Origin of the sequence: Luteococcus sp. H91 (assembly GCF_038433135.1) — a bacterium.
Lineage (GTDB): Bacteria > Actinomycetota > Actinomycetes > Propionibacteriales > Propionibacteriaceae > Luteococcus.
The window spans coordinates 99,439-115,614 of record NZ_JBCDMV010000002.1 but is presented as its reverse complement, the minus strand read 5'-3'; the positions used below and the strand labels follow the sequence as shown (position 1 = coordinate 115,614).

At 67.1% G+C, this 16,176-nt stretch carries 15 protein-coding genes and 1 tRNA gene; 12 read left to right on the top strand and 4 right to left on the bottom strand.

Annotated elements, in window-relative coordinates; all coding sequences use genetic code 11:
* Positions 1 to 173 precede the first annotated feature (173 nt).
* Positions 174 to 1,745, top strand: coding sequence for an oligosaccharide flippase family protein (locus tag AAEX57_RS01240; RefSeq protein WP_342090415.1), 1,572 nt, complete (start codon positions 174 to 176; stop codon positions 1,743 to 1,745).
* Positions 1,746 to 1,815: 70 nt separating this feature from the next.
* Here AAEX57_RS01240 and AAEX57_RS01235 read toward each other — a convergent pair.
* The 3 genes from AAEX57_RS01235 to AAEX57_RS01225 form a co-directional block, all read right to left on the bottom strand.
* Positions 1,816 to 1,900: transfer RNA gene (locus tag AAEX57_RS01235), tRNA-Ser, on the bottom strand.
* A gap of 88 nt (positions 1,901 to 1,988) precedes the next feature.
* Positions 1,989 to 2,417, bottom strand: coding sequence for a nucleoside deaminase (locus tag AAEX57_RS01230; RefSeq protein ID WP_342090414.1), 429 nt, complete (start codon positions 2,415 to 2,417; stop codon positions 1,989 to 1,991).
* Positions 2,418 to 2,443: 26 nt separating this feature from the next.
* Positions 2,444 to 3,130 carry a tRNA adenosine deaminase-associated protein gene (locus AAEX57_RS01225; RefSeq protein WP_446721045.1) on the bottom strand — a complete coding sequence of 229 codons (687 nt, stop codon included), beginning with the start codon at positions 3,128 to 3,130 and terminating at the stop codon, positions 2,444 to 2,446.
* Positions 3,131 to 3,273: 143 nt separating this feature from the next.
* Between AAEX57_RS01225 and upp the strand changes: the two genes are divergently transcribed.
* From upp to AAEX57_RS01170, 11 genes are all read left to right on the top strand, one after another.
* Entirely contained in the window at positions 3,274 to 3,915 is a 642-nt protein-coding gene (upp, locus tag AAEX57_RS01220; protein WP_342090413.1) for a uracil phosphoribosyltransferase, read from the top strand.
* Between the two features lie 232 nt (positions 3,916 to 4,147).
* Entirely contained in the window at positions 4,148 to 4,633 is a 486-nt protein-coding gene (locus tag AAEX57_RS01215) for an NUDIX hydrolase (protein ID WP_342090412.1), read from the top strand.
* Positions 4,634 to 4,805: 172 nt separating this feature from the next.
* Positions 4,806 to 5,525: an HD domain-containing protein gene (locus AAEX57_RS01210; RefSeq protein ID WP_342090411.1), complete on the top strand. Its 720-nt coding sequence runs from the start codon at positions 4,806 to 4,808 to the stop codon at positions 5,523 to 5,525.
* The gene (locus tag AAEX57_RS01205) at positions 5,515 to 6,279 is read left to right on the top strand and encodes an IclR family transcriptional regulator (RefSeq protein ID WP_342090410.1); all 765 of its coding nucleotides are present in this window, start codon (positions 5,515 to 5,517) and stop codon (positions 6,277 to 6,279) included. Before AAEX57_RS01210 ends, AAEX57_RS01205 begins: the two co-directional genes overlap by 11 nt.
* A 109-nt stretch (positions 6,280 to 6,388) precedes the next feature.
* Positions 6,389 to 7,648 carry a cytochrome P450 gene (locus AAEX57_RS01200; protein ID WP_342090409.1) on the top strand — a complete coding sequence of 420 codons (1,260 nt, stop codon included), beginning with the start codon at positions 6,389 to 6,391 and terminating at the stop codon, positions 7,646 to 7,648.
* 3 nt (positions 7,649 to 7,651) lie between these two features.
* Positions 7,652 to 10,528, top strand: a complete 2,877-nt coding sequence (locus AAEX57_RS01195; protein ID WP_342090408.1) for a PEP/pyruvate-binding domain-containing protein — start codon at positions 7,652 to 7,654, stop codon at positions 10,526 to 10,528.
* Entirely contained in the window at positions 10,525 to 11,289 is a 765-nt protein-coding gene (locus AAEX57_RS01190) for an SDR family NAD(P)-dependent oxidoreductase (protein WP_342090407.1), read from the top strand. The genes AAEX57_RS01195 and AAEX57_RS01190 overlap by 4 nt, the downstream gene beginning before the upstream one ends.
* A 56-nt stretch (positions 11,290 to 11,345) precedes the next feature.
* Positions 11,346 to 11,666 carry a 2Fe-2S iron-sulfur cluster-binding protein gene (locus AAEX57_RS01185; protein WP_342090406.1) on the top strand — a complete coding sequence of 107 codons (321 nt, stop codon included), beginning with the start codon at positions 11,346 to 11,348 and terminating at the stop codon, positions 11,664 to 11,666.
* Position 11,667: 1 nt separating this feature from the next.
* Positions 11,668 to 12,921: an NAD(P)/FAD-dependent oxidoreductase gene (locus tag AAEX57_RS01180; protein WP_342090405.1), complete on the top strand. Its 1,254-nt coding sequence runs from the start codon at positions 11,668 to 11,670 to the stop codon at positions 12,919 to 12,921.
* A 34-nt stretch (positions 12,922 to 12,955) separates the two neighbouring features.
* Positions 12,956 to 13,627 (top strand): HD domain-containing protein, encoded by a 672-nt coding sequence (locus AAEX57_RS01175; protein ID WP_342090404.1) that lies wholly within the window; start codon positions 12,956 to 12,958, stop codon positions 13,625 to 13,627.
* Positions 13,624 to 15,102, top strand: coding sequence for an aldehyde dehydrogenase family protein (locus AAEX57_RS01170; protein WP_342090403.1), 1,479 nt, complete (start codon positions 13,624 to 13,626; stop codon positions 15,100 to 15,102). The genes AAEX57_RS01175 and AAEX57_RS01170 overlap by 4 nt, the downstream gene beginning before the upstream one ends.
* A 111-nt stretch (positions 15,103 to 15,213) precedes the next feature.
* On the opposite strand, the gene AAEX57_RS01165 is transcribed toward AAEX57_RS01170, so the two are convergent.
* Positions 15,214 to 16,155: an NAD(P)-dependent oxidoreductase gene (locus tag AAEX57_RS01165; protein WP_342090402.1), complete on the bottom strand. Its 942-nt coding sequence runs from the start codon at positions 16,153 to 16,155 to the stop codon at positions 15,214 to 15,216.
* Positions 16,156 to 16,176 lie beyond the last annotated feature (21 nt).

The following is a 16,176-nucleotide window of genomic DNA, read 5'->3' as shown; positions in this document are numbered from 1 at the left end:
GGCTGCACACGACCCTTGGGTTTGGGTCGTGTCCCCCCGACGGCCCTGCCGGTTCCGCTGACCATTGACAGTCACCATTCTCGGGGGAGAGGAAGAAGATGAGGGACGCCGCAAACCCGGCCGGGGGGCTGGGGGCACGACGTGCATTGCTGGAGCCAGACGCAGCAGACCCGGTGGCACCGGATGAGTCGCGGCTGAGCCCGGTGGCCTGCGTGCCACGACGGGCCGCCGACGGTCACGGCGTCGCGCAGCCTGCACCATCCCCGTCCGCCGGCGAGAACCTCGGGGCCAAGGTGGCGCAGGGTGCCAAGTGGAGCATGTTGGGCAACATCATCACCCGCGCCGGCTCCTTGGTGATCGGCATCGTGGTGGCCAACCTGGTCGGCTCGCAGGGGATCGGCGTCTTCGCCGTCGCCATGACCGTCGGGCAGATGCTGCTCACCTTCATCGACATGGGGCTAGGCACCGATCTGGTGCGGGGCAGCGAGGAGGAGATGGAGCGCAAGGCGCCCACCGTCGCCACCCTCGGGATGATCCTGTGCAGCATCGGCGCGGCCGTCCTGCTGGTCGGCGGCGGCCTGATCGCGCGGGCCCTGGGCACCGTCGACGCCACCCGACTGCTCCAGGTCTATTCCCTGATGGTCTTCATCGGCGGCCTGGCGATCGTTCCGCAGGCCGTGCTCACCCGACGGTTGGACCAACGTCGGCTGTCCTTTGCCCTGATCGCCAACTTCGTGGTCAGCAACACCATCATCCTGGGCCTGCTGCTCGGAACCGGGATCGGTGTGTTGGCGCTGCCGATCGGCGCCGTCTGCGGGATGGCGCTGGAGGTCACCCTGTTCTACCTCTTCGCCAAGCGACGGATCCGGCTCGGCTGGGACCGCACCGTGCTGCGCTCCGCCCTGGCTTTCGGACTGCCCGTCGCCGGCTCCAACCTGCTGCAGGTGATGCTGAGCAATGTGGACAAGCTGGTGGTTGCCCCGCTGCTCGGCCCGCTGAGGCTGGGGCACTACACGATGGCCTCGAATGTCTCCAACTGGCCTGTTTCGGTCTTCGGGCTGGTGGTCCGCTCCGTGGCGCTCCCCGCCTTCGCGCACACCAAGCCGTCCTCTCGGGAACCGGTGCTGACGCTGGGATCGCAGCTGACCTGGCTGATCGCCTTCCCCGTCGGGCTGATGCTGGCGCTGTTCGCCAATGACGTGATCTTCTTCTTCTACACCCCGGACTTCGCCAGGTCCGTCCCGCTGCTGGCCATCCTGGGCATCTACGGTGCGGTGCGGGTGATGTTCGACACCTTCACCGGCTATCTCTACGCCCGCGGCAACTCCCGCGCCGTGCTGCAGGCCAGCATCGCCTGGGTGGTCGTGCTCTTCGGCTCGACGTGGTTCGCGGCCCGCACCTGGGGCACCGAGGGCGCCGCCCTGGCCCAGATCTTCACCGTCGTCGTCGTCGCGCTGCCGATCTTCCTCTGGTCGGTGCACAAGACCGGCGGCAGCGTCCGCGACATCTTCGCCAGCCTGCTGCCCGCCACCCTGGCGTCGATCCCGGCCGCCGTGGTCAGCCTGGCCCTGTCCCGCTGGATCGACACCCTGACGCTGACCGGCAACCTGCGGATCGACTCGATGATCGGCCTGGCCGTGGGCGGCTTCAGCTTCCTGGGGATCTACCTGCCGCTGGTCTACCGACGCGTGCGGGCCAGCCTGCGCGCAATGCGGGCGCCGGTGGAGGGGACGATCACCGGCTGAGCGCCCCCGGGTACTGATTGGACAACGCAGAAGGCCCGGAATCCTGAGGGATTCCGGGCCTTCTCATCTGCGGTGACGGAGGGATTTGAACCCTCGGTGGCTTTCACCACACTCGCTTTCGAGGCGAGCTCTTTCGGCCGCTCAGACACGTCACCGCGGAAAAGTTTGCCACAGTTCACCGGGTGTTCGCCAATCGAGGGGCCTCGGCAGGCTCGACCATCGCGGTTGCGCTTGTCTCGGCCCTCAGCCGCGACCGAAGAAGTCGCGCAGGAGGGCGCCACACTCGTCGGCACGGATCCCGCCCCGGACGTCGGGGCGGTGGTTGAGCCGTGGGTCACGGACCACGTCGAAGAGCGAGGCGACGGCACCGGCCTTCTCGTCGTAGGCCCCGAAGACCAGCGTCTGGATGCGGGAGAGCACGATGGCGCCGGCGCACATGGTGCAGGGTTCCAGGGTGACCACCAGGGTGCAGCCCTCCAGACGCCACTCCCCCAACCGTTCGGCGGCGCGGCGCAAGGCCAGCACCTCCGCATGCCCGGTCGGGTCGCCGGTCAGCTCCCGCTCGTTGCCGGCCCGGGCCAGCATCTGGCCGTCGGGGCCGAGCACGACTGCGCCGATCGGCACGTCATTGTGGGTGGCGGCCAGCCGGGCCTGATCGAGCGCGGCGTCCATCGCCGCGTCCCAACGGCTCGCCACTCTCAGCGCTGGCCCGTGATCGCCCGCTCGAACTGGGGCAGGAACTTCATCCGCTTGGCGATGCCGCGCAGCAACTCGTCGGAGTCCTCGTCCAGGTTCTCCGCGATCGCCTCCATGTCGAACTCGCTGACGCCCTGGTCGGCCAGGATCCCCAGATCTCCCATCGCCTCGGATTCGTCGTCGGGATCGGGGATGTCCTCACCCAGGTAGTCGGCGACGTCGCGGGCGATCGGCCAGTCGTTCGCGGCCACGGCGTCGCTCAGCAGCACCTGGACTGTGCGACCGCGCACCCGGCAGAGGACGAAGAACTCACCCGCGATGGAGACCATGCCCACCGCTCCCCCGTCACCGGGGATACGGCGCAGCTGGGTCATGAACTCGTCGAGGTCATTGGCCAGATCACTGGCCATCGGGACGGCGACGGGCTGGGAATCCTCCCGGTAGAGGGCCACCACCAGGTCGATCTCGTCCTCGGTGGCGTCATCCAGATCATCGTCGTCGAGGTCGTCGTCATCGTCCTCGTCGTCGTCTTCCTCATCGTCGTCGTCATCGTCGAGATCGTCGTCATCGTCGTCATCCTCGACGGTGTCCGACTCGTCGAAGTCGTCGACATCCTCGTCCAGATAGGGAGACGGCGTCTTCTCGCCAGCCTCGAAGGGGTCCACCTCATCGTCGAACGGGGTCACGATTCCTCCTTGGCCGATTAGCTGCGCTTCCATCCTCGCAGACCAGTCAACCCCAATTCGGGGAGCTTTGCAGCCCAGCCTCAACCGGGCATCGACGGCCCGACCCCGCACTGCACGGATCGTCGCCGGTGTGGGACAGTTGGGGCGTGGAACTGCGCGTACTCGACCATCCCCTGGTGACCCACAAGCTCACCCTGCTGCGGGACAAGAAGACCGACTCACCAACCTTCCGACATCTGGTGGAGGAACTGGTGACCCTGCTCAGCTATGAGGCGACGCGTGAGGTGCGGGTCACCCCCGTCGACGTCGAGACGCCCGTGGCCACCACCCAAGGTCTGGCGCTGAGCAGCCCCAAGCCGCTGGTGGTGCCGATCCTGCGCGCCGGCCTGGGCATGCTCGAGGGCATGATGCGAATGATGCCGACCGCCGAGGTGGGCTTCGTCGGCATGGTGCGCAATGAGGAGACCTTCGAGCCGATGACCTATGCGGAACGGCTCCCGCAGGACCTCTCCGCCCGCCAGTGCTACGTCCTGGATCCGATGCTGGCCACCGGCGGTTCGCTGGGCGGCTGCGTGGAATTCCTGGTGAACCGGGGCGCCGACCACATCACCTGCATCTGCATCCTGGCCGCTCCGGAAGGCATCGAGAACTTCCGCAAGCTGGTGGAACACCTGGAGGTGCCCTGCACCCTGGTGATCGCCGGCGTCGACGAGAAGCTGAACGAACACGGTTACATCGTCCCGGGCCTGGGTGACGCGGGCGACCGGCTCTACGGCCTGGCCGACTGACCTTTGTTACTTTCTCCTCCTACTTTCTCCGACGAGGGCTCCCGCATCTGGCGGGGGCCCTCGCTGTTTCCGGGGCCATGGGGCATGGGTTGCCCAGAGGCGCGCACAAATTGACAACTTTTCATCGGTTTGAACGTGTCGTAGCAACTTCTGTGTCCACCAGGCTGCCAAGTTGGGCGACGCCCGGCTTTCGGATGTGCGTCGCAGCCGGCGAAGGAGCATCCTTGGATGCGTGGCCCACACTCATCCCTCGGCACCGCCCACACCGCCCGCGGTACCCATCTCATGCGGGGCAATCCTGCTCAACGGGCAGGGCAAACTGCTGATCGTCAAGCCCACCTACAAGTCGGGATGGAGCATTCCCGGTGGCCAGATGGAGTCCGACGGGGAATCGCCCTGGCAGGCCTGCCAGCGTGAGGTCTTCGAGGAGACCGGGCTCAGGGTTCGCCGTGGGCGGCTGGTGGTGGTAGACACCCGGCCACACGAGGGCCGACAGCTGGGGCTGCGTTTCCTCTTCCACTGCGGCACCGTGGCCGCGGCCGACGTCGCCGGCATCCGGGTGCAGGCCGACGAGATTTCCGAGTACCGTTTCGTGCCGCCCGCAGAGGCGCTGGAACTGTTGCGGCCCGCCATCTCCCGTCGGGTGGCCGTCGGGCTGCAGGCCCGTTCCTGCGTCTATCTGGAGGATGGCGAGCGCAATCCCGCGGTGATCGGCTGACCCCGCGGAGAATGGGCGCCAGGGCGGACACCCACCCCTTGCCAGGCTCGGGGACCGTGGTGTCCTCCCTGCCGACGTAACCCCGATGTCCGACCTTGCCGACTCCGTCCCCACGGTCCGCACCGGGAGCATCCCGGTTGCCCGCAACCCGACGGGGCCGTTAGATGAAGCCATGACCGTAAAGAGAGCCGCCACCGGCAATGCCCTGGGCAGCGACATCGTCCAGAACCTGCCCGACGGACCGGAACTGACGCCGATCGAACTGACCGAGCCGCACGCCCGGATCTGGGCACTGGCCAAGGGTTACCTCACGGTGCGGAACAACGACAGCCACACCCTGTACGCCTACGGCCTGGCGCGGGCGCTGGTCGCGTGTCATCCCGACGCGGATCCGGAGGTGGTGCTGCCCGCGATCCTCTTGCACGACGTCGGCTGGTCCCAAGTGCCGCGCGATGAGATCCTGCTGGGCATCGCCCCGGGGACTAATCGACCGGATCTGGTGTTGCTGCACGAGCGAGAAGGCGCCCGGCTGGCGCGCGAGATCCTGCACCAGATGGGGCACAACCCCAGCGTCATCGACGAGATCGCGGAGATCATCGACGGACACGACACTCGCAAGGAAGCGCTCTCCCTGAACGACTCGCTGGTGAAGGATGCGGACAAGCTGTGGCGGATCACCCCGCACGGTGTCGACACGGTGATGGACTGGTTCGGACTGGACCGCCGCCAGGCCACCCAGCTGATCCGCAGCCGCGTGCACGACCACCTGTTTACCGACACCGCCCGCACCATGGCGCAGGCCTTCGCCGCCATCGCGGGGATCGACGCGAGCCCACAGCTCGTCGAGCTGGAGGCCGAGCAGGAGCTCCGACGGGACCCCGGTGAGCGTTGACACCCCGGCCCCCGAGGCTCATCCACCGCGATCGGTGGCCAGCAAGGTGCTGGACATCCTCGGTGCCTTCGAGACAGCTCGCCCCAGCCTGTCCCTGACGGAGATCGCCCAAGCCTGCGACCTGCCGTTGCCGACAGCACACCGGTTGGTGGGCGAACTGGTCACTGGCGGCGCGCTGCTGCGCCTGCCCAACGGCAACTACTCCGTCAGCCTGCTGCTGTGGACCATCGGCGAAAACAGCCTGCGTCGGGCCCGGGGCGCCGCGCGACTGCATTTGCAGGATCTCTTCGCTCTCACTCAGGAGACCGCCCAGATGGCCGTCCGGGCAGGCGACGATGCGTTGTATTTGGAGCGCGTGTACAGCTCCAAGCGGGTGCCACGCGCCTCCCGCGTCGGCGGACGGCTGCCGCTGCACCTGACCGCCGTCGGGAAGGTCTTGCTGGCTTACGAGAGCCCAACATTCATCGAGCACTACCTGGGTCTGGAGCTGGAGGGCCGAACCAGGCACTCCCGCACCGATGCGGAGCAACTGCGAGTTGAACTGGCGAAGGCCAAGGAGCGCGGCTTCGCCACGACGCAGGAGGAGGTGCGGCTGGGCTCCTGCTCGATCGCCGTGCCTGTCACTCCGCGCCACGGGCTGATGCCGGCGGCCGTCGGGCTGGTGATGAACGTCACCCAGGCGAGCTCCATGCGGACGCATCTTCCTGCCCTGCGCGGGGTGGCCGAACAACTCGGGAATCTCACCGAACTCTGACGGCGCGCCGCTGGGTCAAGTACCAGGACTTCCGTTGAACGGAAGTTCGGCATTGTCGCGTCCGCCCTCCACCGGTGACTCTTGACACACCTCACGCAAAGGAGCGTTCATGAGCAACTCGACGGATTCCACGCCTACCGTCTCCGGCTGCCCGATGCACCACGGTTTCAAGCCTTTCGACCAGAAGGATCCCTTTCCCTCCTACGCGGAACTCCGCAAGGAAGAACCTGTCATGTTCGACGAGCGGGTCGGCTATTGGGTCGTGACCCGCTACGACGACATCAAGGCGGTCTTCGACGACTGGGAGAGCTTCAGCAGCGAGAATGCGCAGGCGCCGGTGCGCCAGCGTGGCCCACAGGCCAAGCAGATCATGGCCGACGGCGGCTTCACCGCCTACTCCGGTCTGTCGGCGCGCGTGCCACCGGAGCACACCAGGATCCGCAAAATTGCGCAGAAGGCCTTCACCCCGCGTCGCTACAAGGTGCTGGAGCCAGCCATCCGCCAGAATGTCGACGACCAGCTGTCCCAGATGCTCGCCAAGCCGGAGCGGTCCGGCGACATCTTCCAGGACCTGGCCTACGACGTGCCGACCATCACCATCCTCACCCTGCTGGGCGCCGACACCAATGAGGTGGACCAGTACAAGCGCTGGTCGGATGCACGCGCCGCGATGACATGGGGGGACCTGTCCGACGAGGAGCAGATCCCCTACGCCCACGAGCTGGTGGATTACTGGCAGGACTGTCTGCGGCTGGTGCGCGAGGCGCATGAGAACCATCCGGACTCGCTGGTGGGTGACTTGGTCAAGGCGCAGGAGAGCGGGGAGGAGATCACCGACCACGAGATCGCGTCGCTGTGCTACAGCCTGCTCTTCGCCGGCCACGAGACCACCACGACGCTGATCTCCAACGCCTTCCGGGTGCTGCTGGCCCACCCCGAGCAGTGGCAGGCGCTGGTCGACGATCCCCAGAAGATCCCCGCCGCCATAGACGAGGTGTTGCGCTTCAGCCCCTCGATCACCGCTTGGCGGCGCAAGGCCCTGAAGGACACCACCGTCGGCGGCGTGGAGATCCCCAAGGGTGCCGAGCTGCTGCTGGTGATGGGCTCCGCGAACCGCGACGAGGATCGCTTCGAGGACGCGGAGAGCTTCGACATTGCCCGACCCAATGCCCGCGAGCACCTCGCCTTCGGCTTCGGTATCCACTTCTGTCTGGGAAACATGCTCGCCAAGTTGCAGGCCAAGATCGCCCTCGAGGAGGCGGTGCGTCTGGTGCCGTCGCTGCGCATCGTCGCGCCCGAGCAGATCAACTTCCGCGAGAACATCTCGTTCCGCGTCCCCACTTCCGTCCCCGTCACTTGGGAGGCCTGATTCATGTCCCAACACCGCTTCTACCAGTTCTTCGACGAGGGCGCCCCGGCCACCATCGAACGCCTCGGCGGCAAGTGCGCCTCCCTGGTATCGATGACCGAGGCCGGCATGCCCGTCCCGCCCGGCTTCGCCGTGACCACCGACGCCTTCGACGAATTCCTACGCCAGTCGGGGATCGAGGACGAGATCCTCGCCCGCCTCGAGCGGCTGAACATCGAGAACCTCGGCCAGGTGGACGTCGTCTCAGCTGCCATTCGTGACCGGATCATGTACCTGCCGGTGCCCGAGGAGATCCGTCAGGAACATGTCCAAGCCTACCGCGAACTGCAGTCCCGTTTCGACGCCCCGGTCCCCGTAGCCGTGCGCTCCTCGGCCACAGCAGAGGACCTGCCGGGCGCGAGCTTCGCCGGCCAGCAGGACACCTACCTGTGGGTCAACGGTGAGGCGAGCACCCTCAGCCACATCCGTCGCTGCTGGGCCTCGCTCTACACCGCCCGCTCGCTGATCTACCGCGAGAAGAACAACATTCCACATGAGGGCCTGAGCATGGCCGTAGCCGTGATGAAGATGGTCAACTCCAAGGTCTCCGGCGTCGCCATGACCCTGAATCCGACCAATGGCGACCGTTCCAAGGTGGCCATCGACTCCTCCTACGGCGTTGGTGAGATGGTGGTCTCGGGCGAGGTCACGCCGGACAACATCTTGGTGGACAAGGTGATGCGCACCATCGTCTCCACCCACATCGGGGACAAGCACGCCGAGCTGGTCAGCGATCCCACGCTGGGCCGGCTGGTGCACCTGGACGTCTCTCCCGAGCGGCGCGAGGTGTGCAGCCTGACGCCCGAGCAGATCCTGGCGATCACCGAAATGGCGATTGCGGCGGAGAAGCACTACGAGTGCCCGCAGGACATCGAGTGGGCGCTGGACGCGGACCTGCCCGACGGGGAGAACCTGTTGCTGCTGCAGGCCCGCCCGGAAACCGTCCACGCCAATGTGGAGGATGAGCAGGGTGTGGACGGGGCGGCGCGCACCGGCTCGTCGGTCCGCTCATTGAAGGGTCATGACGGCAGGCTGAAGAGCTTCCCCAAGCCCTCGGAGATCCCCGTCCCGGCCGGTGCCGAGGGCTGGGAGGAGCTGTACCCCTACCACCTGCGCTTCTCGAACCTGAGCGGCGCCGACGACGACAAGTTCTGGTTCTGTGACAGCTCGCACTGGCCGACGGTCTTCAAGCCCTTTGAAACCATCGGTGGCGAGTTCGCGGTGAAGTGCCTGGGCCAGTACAACGCCCGGCACCTGCTGATCCCCAATGCCAATGGCATCGAATTCAAGATGCACCTGGGCTACCTGTACATGTCCCCGATCGGAGTCCCGGAAGATCAGATCGCCAGCCGCCTGCCGGAATTCGAGCGTCGCGCCGGCCACTACTTCCAGAACTGGAATGAGCTGCTGGAGAAGTGGCACGTCAAGGTGAAGGGCACCATCCAGGAGATGGAGGCGCTGACCTTCGAGAACCTGCCCGACGCCGTCAGCTGGGAGGACCACGTCTCTGGCCGCGCCACCGATGGCACCGAGGTGCTGCTGGACAACTTCGACCGACTGATCCAGCTCTGCTATCGGAACTGGCAGTACCACTTCGAGTTCCTGAACCTGGGTTACATCGCCTACCTGGACTTCTTCGGCTTCTGCAAGGAAACCTTCCCCGGCATCCCGGACCAGGCCATCGCCAAGATGGTCCAGGGCGTGGACATGGAGCTGTTCAAGCCCGACGATGAGTTGAAGGAACTGGCCGCTCTGGCCGTCGAGAAGAACCTGGATGCTGCCTTTGCGGATACCCGCTTCCCGGAGAAGGTGCTGGCTGCCATCGCCGCGGCCGACGGTGGTCAGGGCTGGCTGGACCGGTGGGAGCAGGCCAAGGACCCCTGGTTCAACTTCACCGTTGGCAATGGCTTCTACGGCCACGACAAGTACTGGCTGGAGCACCAGGAGATCCCGCTGGGCTACATTGCCGACTACATCCGGCGGCTGCGCGACGGGCAGGACATTGCCCGCCCGATGGAGCACCTGCTGGCCGAACGCGACCAGGTGGTGGACGGCTACCGGTCCACGCTCAACGGCGACACCCTGGCCACCTTCGACCAGAAGCGTGGTCTGGCGGCCACCGCCTACCCCTACGTCGAGAACCACAACTTCTACATCGAGCACTGGACGATGGGCGTCTTCTGGCGCAAGGTGCGCGAGCTGTCGCGGGTCTTCGTCCGGGCCGAGTTCTGGTCAGATCCGGCCGACATCCTGTATCTCAACCGCAATGAGGTGCGCGACGCGCTCTATGACCTGACCACCGCCTGGGGCGTGGGTGCCGTCGCCACCGGCCCGCACTACTGGCCGGCCGAGATCGAGCGTCGCCGCAAGATCATTGACGCGCTCAAGACCGCTCGTCCGCAACCGGCGCTGAACACGCCGCCGGCCCAGATCACCGAGCCGTTCACCATGATGCTCTACGGCATCACCACCGAGCAGGTGGAGCAGTGGCTGGGCAATGACGACGAGAACCACGAGGAGGGTGTGGTCACCGGCATGGCCGCCTCCCCCGGCTGTGTCGAGGGAATCGCCCGCGTGGTGCACGACTCGGATGATCTTGACCAGGTGCAGCCCGGTGACATCCTGATTGCCACCATCACGGCACCGTCCTGGGGCCCGATCTTCGGCAAGATCCGCGCCACCGTCACCGACATCGGCGGCATGATGAGCCACGCCGCCATCGTCTGCCGGGAGTACGGTCTGCCGGCCGTCACCGGCACCGGCACCGGCACCGCCGTGATCAAGACCGGCGACAAGGTGCGGGTTGACGGCAACACCGGCCGGGTGGAGGTGCTCTCATGACCGGGGCAAACCAGCAGGAACTGCGCACCGTCGTCGTGACGGGCGCCGCGGGCGGGCTCGGGCGCGAATTCGCGCTCGGGTTCGCCCGGCGGGGCGGCCACCGGGTAGCCGTCGTGGACGTGGACGAGGCGGGCGTCGCCGAGACCGCCCGGCTGGTTGAGGCTGAAGGCGTCGAGGCGTGGCACGGCCGGATGGACGTCACCGGCCCGGCCTCGATCGAGGCGACGATGACACAGATCGCCGCCTTCGGGCAGGGCCACATTGACGCGATCATCAACAATGCGGCGCTGTACGCGGGCATCACTCGCGCGCCGCTGGAAGACCTGGATCCCGCCGAGTGGGACCGGGTGATGGCGGTCAACCTGAAGGGCCCGTGGCTGGTGGTGCGGGGCGCCAGCCCCTACCTGCGCGAGGGTTCCCGGATCGTGAACCTGGCCTCGGCCACCGTCTTCAGCGGTTCCGCCCAGTGGGCGCACTATGTGGCGTCCAAGGGTGGGGTGATTGCGCTCAGCCGCGTCATGGCCAAGGAATTGGGGGCGCGGGGCATCGGCGTGAACACCATCGCGCCGGGCTTCACCCTCACCGAGGCCAGCCTGGGGCTGATGGAGGATGCGGCCACCTATGGGGTTGATCGCGGCTCCCTGAAACGGCCCATCCAACCCTCCGACATCGTCGGCGCCGCGCTCTTCCTCGCAGGTCCTGATTCGGACTTCGTCACGGGGCAGACTGTGATCGTCGACGGAGGTCGTCAGTTCCTCTGATCCGCACCGGCCCGGCCAACAGCCGTCGCCAACGACCAGCAATGAAGGAGTACACCATGCCCACCGTCAGCTACACCGACGCCGCCGGCGAGACCCGCACCATCGAGGCCAATGTTGGCGATTCCGTGATGGAGACCGCCGTCCGCAATGGCGTGCCCGGCATCGTCGCCGAATGCGGCGGCTCGCTCTCCTGCGCCACCTGCCATGTCTATGTCGACGAGGCGGACCTGCCCAGCCTGCCCGAGATGGAAGAGATGGAGGACGAGATGCTTTATGGCACCGCCGAGGACCGCGAGGACAACTCGCGGCTGTCCTGCCAGCTGAAGGTGTGCGAGGGCATGGACCTGCACGTCACCACCCCGGCGACGCAGGTGTGAAATGACCAACGACGGATTGCTGATCATCGGTTCCTCGCAGGCGGGCGTGCAGTTGGCCTGTTCCCTGCGGGCGCTCGGCTACGAGGAACCAATCACCATGCTGGGTGATGAGAACCATCGTCCCTACCAGCGCCCCGCCCTGTCCAAGGAATACCTGCAGGGCAAGATCACCAAGGAATCCCTGATCTACCGCGCCGAGAGCTACTGGGACGAGAACCGGATCACCGTGGTGAAGAACGAGCGCATCCTGCGGATCGAGAAGGCGGACGACGGTTCCGGTGTCGCCTACTCCCTGTCTGGTGCCGAGTTCCCGTTCAGCCGTCTGGCGTTGGCCGTCGGTGCCCGGGCCCGCAAGCTGCTGCTTCCCGGCATCGACCTGCCGGGTGTGCTCTACCTCCGCAATGCGGACGATGCACTGGAGCTGAAGGCCCGGGTGCCCAATGTGCAGGACGTGGTGGTGATCGGTGGCGGTTTCATCGGCATCGAAGCCGCCGCCAGCCTGCACTCGATGGGTCGCAAGGTGACCCTGCTGGAGGCTGGCCCGCGGTTGGTGGGCCGCGCGGTGGGCGAAGAGACATCGCAGTACCTGCTGGAGCATCACCGCGACCAGGGCATCGACATCCGGCTGAATGCCCAGGTCAGCGAGCTGACCGCCCGTGGCGACCACGTCGGTGGTGTGAAGCTGATCGACGGCAGCGTCATCCCGGCCGACCTGGTGCTGGTGGGCGTCGGCGTTCTGCCCAACACAGAACTGGCCGAGTCGATCGGTCTGGACTGTGACAACGGCGTTCGGGTGGACGCCTACTCAGTGGCCTCCGACGGCGTCACCGTCGCGGTGGGTGACGTGGCCAACCTTCCCAACCCGGTGCCCGGCGCGCCAGAGGGTGACCGGGTGCGCTTCGAGAGCGTCAACAATGCCGTCGAGCAGGCCAAGGTTGCCGCCTACTCGATCACCGGCCGCAGCGAGGAATACGTCAGCATCCCGTGGTTCTGGTCCAACCAGGGCGAGCTGAAACTGCAGATCGCCGGACTCTCCACCGGAGCCGACCGCACCCTGGTGCGCCACGACGAGGCGAGGGGCCGGTTCACGGTGCTCTACTACCGCGGTGAGCAGCTGATCGCGGCTGACTGTGTCAACTCCCCCGTCGACTTCATGGCCGCCAAGAATGCCCTGCTCAAGCGGGGCAATGTGCCCTACGACCAGGCGGGCGACCCGTCCGTTCCGCTCAAGACCATCACCGTCCTTCCGTCCTGACGTCGTTTCAGGCACGCCATCCCTAGGGAGAACCATGCCCACCCAGTCCTTGCCCCCGCTGCCGGTCACCAGCCCGGTGGCCCCCGACACGTCGCCGATCATCACCACCCCGCCGCGCGGCACCGATCTGGATCCGATCTGGGAGCGAGTGGTGCCCGAGACCCGATCGCGGGCCAATGACATCCACCTGCCCATCTCGCTGGCCTACGCCGAGCGGCTGTGCGACTGCTTTCCCGAGGCCGACGCGCTGGTGGTGCGGGTGGCTCTGCTGCTGCACGACACCGGTTGGGGTCGGGTGGACGAGACCCGGATCATCTCCGAGGGCTTCCGCGGCGACTGGCGCAAGGCCGACATCCGCTTCGAGCACGAGCGTCAGAGCTGCCTGATCGCCGAGGAGGTGCTGCCTGATCTGGGGTACTCGGCGGACTTCATCGCCGAAGTGAACAAGATCATCGACGGGCATGACACCCGGCCCGACGCCCTCAGCCTGGAGGATGCCCTGGTGCGTGATGCCGACCGCCTGTGGCGTTTCACCACGACGGGCATTGCCCTGGCCAGCGGCTGGTTCGACATGGCACCCGCGCCATACGCCGACCGACTGGTGCGCGAGATCATTCCGGAGTTGAAGACCCAGCCGGCCATTGAAATGGCCACCGCCGAGCTGGAGCGCGCCACCGCCATGCTGAAGACGGCGGTGCTGCGATGACCAGCTCGTCCAAGGAACTGCGGGCGGCGCTGCACCTGCCGTACGCCCACGTCGACGACCTGTACATCGAGGGCGACTGGGTGAGCGCGCAGGGCACCGAGCGGATCGACGTGGTGGATCCCACCACCGAGGAGATCTGGGCCTCGGTGCCCGAGGCCGACCGCGAGGACGTGGACCTGGCAGTCAGTGCGGCGGTGCGGGCCTTCCAGGAGGGTCCGTGGCCTCGGATGGCGCCGTCGGAACGGGCCGAGATCATCCGTCGGATGGCCGACGAGGTGCAGCAGCGCGCCGAGCTGATGGCGTGGACCAATACCCGGGAGAACGGCAGCCCGCTTGCCGAGACCAATGGCGCCGCGGCCAATGCCGCCAGCATCCTGCGTCACTTCGCCGGCTACGCCGAATACCTGGAGCGCGAGGATGTGCGCCCCTTCCCCAATGGCTCGGGTGAGACGGTGGTGCGACGGGACCCGGTGGGGCCGTGCGCGCTGATCGCCCCGTGGAACTTCCCGATCAACCTGATGGTGATCAAGATGGCCCCAGCACTGCTGGCGGGCTGCACCATGGTGATCAAGCCGGCCGAATCCACTCCCCTGTCGATCCGCTTCGTCATCGAGGCGGCAGAGGCGGCCGGGGTGCCCGCCGGGGTGATCAACCTGGTCACCGGCGCTGGGGCTACGGGCGACGCGCTCGTGCGACACCCCGGCATCGCCAAGGTGGCCTTCACCGGCTCCACCGGCGTGGGCCGCAAGATTGCCGCCGCCTGCGGCGAACTGCTGCGGCCGGTCACGCTGGAGCTGGGCGGCAAGTCCTCGGCGATCGTGCTGCCGGACGCCAACCTGGAGGACATGTCGTCGGTGCTGCTGCGCTCCTGTATGCGCAATGGCGGCCAGACCTGTTACATCTCCAGCCGGATCCTGGCGCCCGCCGAGCGCTACGACGAGGTGGTGGAGATGGTGACCAGTACCGTGGCCGGCTGGGCTCAGGGCGACCCCCTCGAGCCGGGCATCGTGGTGGGGCCGTCGGCCACCCGCTCCCAGCGCGACGTGGTGCTGGGCTTCCTGGACTCCGCCCGTGAGGAAGGCGCCCGGGTGACGACGGGTGGTGCGGCCCGTGATGGCGCTGGCTTCTTCGTCCAGCCGACCGTGCTGGCCGACGTCACGCCCGGGATGCGGGTGGCGCGCGAGGAGATCTTTGGCCCCGTGATCACCATCCTGCGTTACGAAAACGTGGACGAGGCCATCCGGATTGCCAACTCGACGGGCTTCGGACTGGGCGGTTTGGTCTTCTCCGCAGACCAGCAGAAGGCGCAAGAGGTGGCGGAGCGGATGGACACCGGATCAGTGGGCCTCAACTTCTTCCAGTCCAACCACAACGCGCCCTTCGGCGGCCGGCACGATTCCGGCCTGGGCGTCGAGTACGGCATCGAGGGCCTGCACGCCTACCTGAGCTTCAAGTCGATCCACCGTCGTGGTTGAACCCCGGGCGAATTCGCCTGACGAGGCGCACCGTGCCCGGCACCCCCTGTGGGTACCGGGCACGGATCAGTTCTCCCTCATCAGAAGGGGTAGCGCGTGATTTCCGACGGCTCAGGATGGTTCGGGAAGCGTCGATGACGTCCGCTGCCGCTGGATGATCCGGTCGGCCTCGGTGCGCCAGTCCTGACTGCGGGCGAAGCCCTCGGAGCCGCGCTGGCCGAAGACGCCTTCATCACCCAGATCAGCCATCCACGCCTGGCGATGCGCCGTCGCGGTGGCCGAGAGCGGCTCCAGGCCGGCCTCGCGCACCGCGAGCGCAGCCTCGAACATCTCCTCCGAACGGCGACGCCCGTGCTCGATGGTGCGCTGGAAGAAGTAGGCCCCCTGCGCCTCCCAGTCGATCCCGGGGAAGGTCTCGGCCAGCGAAGCCAGCACCGCGTCCTCGACGCCGTGCGCCCGGGCGGCGGTGAAGCTTTCCACCACCATCGCCTCCAGCCCCTTGATCATCACCGACCGGCAGAGCTTGGTGGCCGACGCGACGCCGAGCCGCTCGTCGTGGAAACGAGCACCGGACAGGCCCAGCCCATGCAGCACCGGTTCAAGATCCCGCGCATCCGGGCCGCCCAGCAGCAGCGGAACCGCGCTGCGGTAGGGCGGCACCGAGGTCATCGCGGCGCCCTCCACGTACCGGCCGCCGGCCTCGCCCACCGCTGAGGAGGCCTCCTTCTTGATGCCCGGCGAAGCCGAGTTGAAGTCCAGGTAGAAGGTGCCGGGGCGCAGGCCGGGAGCGGTGGCCCGGGCGGCGGCCCCGGTCTGACTGGCGGTGACGGCGCAGATCACGACGTCGGCCTGCTCGGCCACGACGGCGTGTGAATCGGCCCAGACCACGCCCAGCCGCTCGGCATGCTCCCGCAGCGTCGGGTCCTCGTGCTTGAGGTCGTGGGCAGCCACCGCAACACCCCGCTCGCGCAGGTCCTCGGCCAGGATCCGGCCCACCTCGCCATAGCCAATCAGTCCGACATTCACGGTGACTCCCCTCGTCGCGGTCTTCACCTGCGACGCTAACCAAGACGG